4 protein-coding genes are annotated in these 3,031 nt (G+C 48.0%); 3 read left to right on the top strand and 1 reads right to left on the bottom strand.

Translation table 11 applies throughout. From position 1 onward, the window contains the following. From AADEFJLK_RS25320 to AADEFJLK_RS22405, 3 genes are all read left to right on the top strand, one after another. Nucleotides 1-235: hypothetical protein (locus AADEFJLK_RS25320; protein ID WP_211299317.1), on the top strand; the 235-nt coding region annotated here is incomplete at its 5' end. Between the two features lie 107 nt (nt 236-342). Continuing rightward, nucleotides 343-1,383, top strand: a complete 1,041-nt coding sequence (locus AADEFJLK_RS22410) for a ParA family protein (protein WP_088617655.1) — start codon at nt 343-345, stop codon at nt 1,381-1,383. Between the two features lie 10 nt (nt 1,384-1,393). Continuing rightward, nucleotides 1,394-2,356 carry a ParB/RepB/Spo0J family partition protein gene (locus tag AADEFJLK_RS22405; protein WP_103975864.1) on the top strand — a complete coding sequence of 321 codons (963 nt, stop codon included), beginning with the start codon at nt 1,394-1,396 and terminating at the stop codon, nt 2,354-2,356. Nucleotides 2,357-2,790: 434 nt separating this feature from the next. On the opposite strand, the gene AADEFJLK_RS24815 is transcribed toward AADEFJLK_RS22405, so the two are convergent. Further along, nucleotides 2,791-3,031: hypothetical protein (locus AADEFJLK_RS24815; RefSeq protein WP_211299316.1), on the bottom strand; the 241-nt coding region annotated here is incomplete at its 5' end.

The following is a 3,031-nucleotide window of genomic DNA, read 5'->3' as shown; positions in this document are numbered from 1 at the left end:
TTCTTCGGGGTTGTCGGTGGGTAGCTGGGCATACGGTTTCATGGCTTTTTGGTGGGTCAGGATAAAGCTTGGTATTTTAACCTGTCAACGTTTATATAGTCAGCAACATTTAGGAAAGATGTCTATTACCCGCTTGCAGGCAAGATGCCCACGCGTGTCCTCTAATCATCTACTTGTTTTGCCCATTGCGGCAGTAACTCCTCAAAGAACAACGCCTTTCCCATTAAAAACATAATGTCTATTTTTTAATATAGATGTGCAAAAATACACTTATGTTGGTATTCATGCTATTATCTAACAAAGACAATAGCTTGTTTAGCAAACAATAGACTTGGATTAACCATGAGAAAAGCATTTGGGGCAAAATTAAAAATGGCCAAAGAATTTGTCGGTTTTGATGGCGAGGCGCGTGAATTCCGCGCCCTGTTCAACAAGCTCGACAAAACCGACAGTTACCACAATTTATACAGCCCCCAAGACATCAGGGAGGCAAAACTAAAGCTGCATGGGCTAGACCCAGCCGCAGGCCGCTCGCGTACCCTCCCGCCCATTATCAATTGCCGCATGGCCAAAGGCGGTACGGGTAAAACCACCATCTGTGGTGGTGTGGCGACCGCCTTGTCGATGTTCGGTTATAAAGTCCTGATGCTTGACGGTGACCCACAAGCCTCGCTGACCGGATTGTTTGGCATTAACTGGGCGACCGAAGACATTACCCACATCGGCGAACTGATGTTTAAGCACTGCCGCAAAGAAAGTTACGATATCCGCCAAGCCATCTGGCCGATTTATGAACATGGCATGTTGGACTTGATTGCCTCGGACATTTCCTTGGCGAACTCGGACTCGTGGTTAATGTCGCTGGCGAACCGGGAATTCACCTTTAAAAAATTCCTAGAAACCAACGTCGATTTTTTTAGCCAGTACGATGCGATTCTGATTGATTCCGCCCCCTCGACCAACTTATTGACCAACACCTTTATGTGCGCCTGCGACAAAATTCTGGCGGTGGTGTGGTTAGACGGGCAATCCCTTAAGGCCATGCAGGTCTTGGCGGCGAATGTCGATGAACTGAACAGCGCGTTTGAAGGTACGGGCTTCCATTTAAATGTCCATATTGTCGCCAACGGCTACCATCCCAGCTACGGCTCTTGCAAAGAAGCCCTGACGACCTTGGTGCAATCTTATCCCGGCCTATTAAACAATGTCGTCATTCCCCACTCCACCAGTTTTATGCGGCAAATCGAATTGTTTAAGGAAGAGGATAGCGGTACGGTACTGGAGCGCGAACCGAATTCGATGGCGGCGCGGTCGATTATTGACCTAGCGAGAAGCTTGATTAAAGAATATCATCTGAAACTCGCCGACCACGATTTAATCTAGGACAACCCTCATGAGCAACAAAAAAAAACGCCTGACGATAAGCGGCCTAGTGGACAGCGGTGTGATCAAAACCGCCCAGGATGATATTCCTAAAGCCATCTTGCCGCAATTTAAAGCCCGCAACGACACGATTAATCTTGACCCAAACGTTGCCGATGTCAAAAACATCAATATCGATTTGATAGAACCCAATCCCTTCCAACCCCGCCGCCACTTTCCCGAAACCAGTCTGAGCGAGTTGGCGCACTCAATTGCCGAAACAGGCTTGCTACAACCTATTTCCGTCCGTCGGAGCCGTAAAGAAGGCTGGTATGAAATTATTGCGGGCGAACGTCGTTGGCGGGCCTATAAGCAACTGGCAATGGCGGCGATTCCGGCCATTATCTACGCCTGCGATGATGCCGACATGGCGATTATGGCGATCACCGAAAATGTCGAACGCGAAGAGCTGAGCGATTATGAAATCAGCAAAGCCATTAAGCAGGTCGAAAGCCTGTTCCCGTATAAAACTCGTCTCGCTGAAGCCCTAGGCTTCCAACGCGAAGACATGTACCGTTATTTCGCCTACGATGCCTTGCCGGATTTTATCATCGAAAAATTGGAGATTAACCCAGTGCTGCTGTCCCGCAATACCGCCAGCGACATTAAGCGCCTGTTGAAAAGCATACCCGAAGCACAACAGGATGTGGTTTTAAATGCCCTGAAAGAAGCCATTGCGATGGTCGAAAAAAAAGACTTGGACCAATCGAAAATCGCCCGCTATGTCGCCACCATGGTCAGCAAACCGATCAGCCTGCAAACCAACCAGCTGCATTTCCGCTTGAAAGGTAAAAAAATCGGCTATTACTCGTCATCAGCCAACGGCATCACCCTTAAACTGTCAGCCGGGGTTTTTGACGATGCGGAATTAAACCAATTGCAGACGATTATTAATACGATGCTGGCGGATAAAGAGCAGCAGGAAGCAAGTTAGGCGTTTTAGCAGGCTATCGCCATGTCCTATCAATTGCTATAGCGTTTGACGTTAAGCAAACGACAGGCTAAAAGGGCAGATAGTTTGTATGGCTTGTTGCGGTGGCTCAGCGTTGGTACATGCGGTTAGGCTATTGTGTTCCAGTTGGCGGCTGCTTTCCATTAAAACCATCACAGTTATCGCAGAACATAATCGGAAAAACGCTAAGAAGTGTATCGACTAGATACACTTTTTCACTAAAAACGGGCAGGCTAATTTCCGTGAGTTTGTCCTTAAAATGCCCAGAGTAAAATGGTTACCGTTATGACCTATCAGTTGGCATTCCTCTTTAAAGCCATCGGCAAGACGATTGCCCTTCAATTGGGCTGATTCCCCTATGAAGCTATATCTCGATCATCAAGTTTTTAACATTCGCCCAGACCGCTTTCAAGCCGTCATCCGGCAGCCCTATACTTTAGTGAAGGGGTTGTTTCCATCCGCCCCAAATCCCTGCCGGAAAGGTGCTTTTCGGAAGGCATCAGTTTAAACACGTCCCCTATCATTTGGGCCAAACTGTTGAGCATCCCGGCGGGGTCGGGGTGTTCCAATGCCCTTTTGATAAAGGCCAACAACACGTCCATCTGTGATTTCCTTTGCAGGCTGCCGACGGTATACGCGGGCAGTTGGTTTTTTAAG

It is taken from the genome of Methylovulum psychrotolerans (genome assembly GCF_002923755.1).
Lineage (GTDB): Bacteria > Pseudomonadota > Gammaproteobacteria > Methylococcales > Methylomonadaceae > Methylovulum > Methylovulum psychrotolerans.
The sequence above is the reverse complement of the archived record's forward strand: the minus strand, read 5'-3'. Positions and strand labels throughout refer to the sequence as shown.

Bases quoted from the DNA above. Each gene is read 5' to 3' on its own strand.
- AADEFJLK_RS22410 (WP_088617655.1), top strand. From the start codon at position 343: ATGAGAAAAGCATTTGGGGCAAAATTAAAAATGGCCAAAGAATTTGTC.
- AADEFJLK_RS22405 (WP_103975864.1), top strand. From the start codon at position 1,394: ATGAGCAACAAAAAAAAACGCCTGACGATAAGCGGCCTAGTGGACAGC.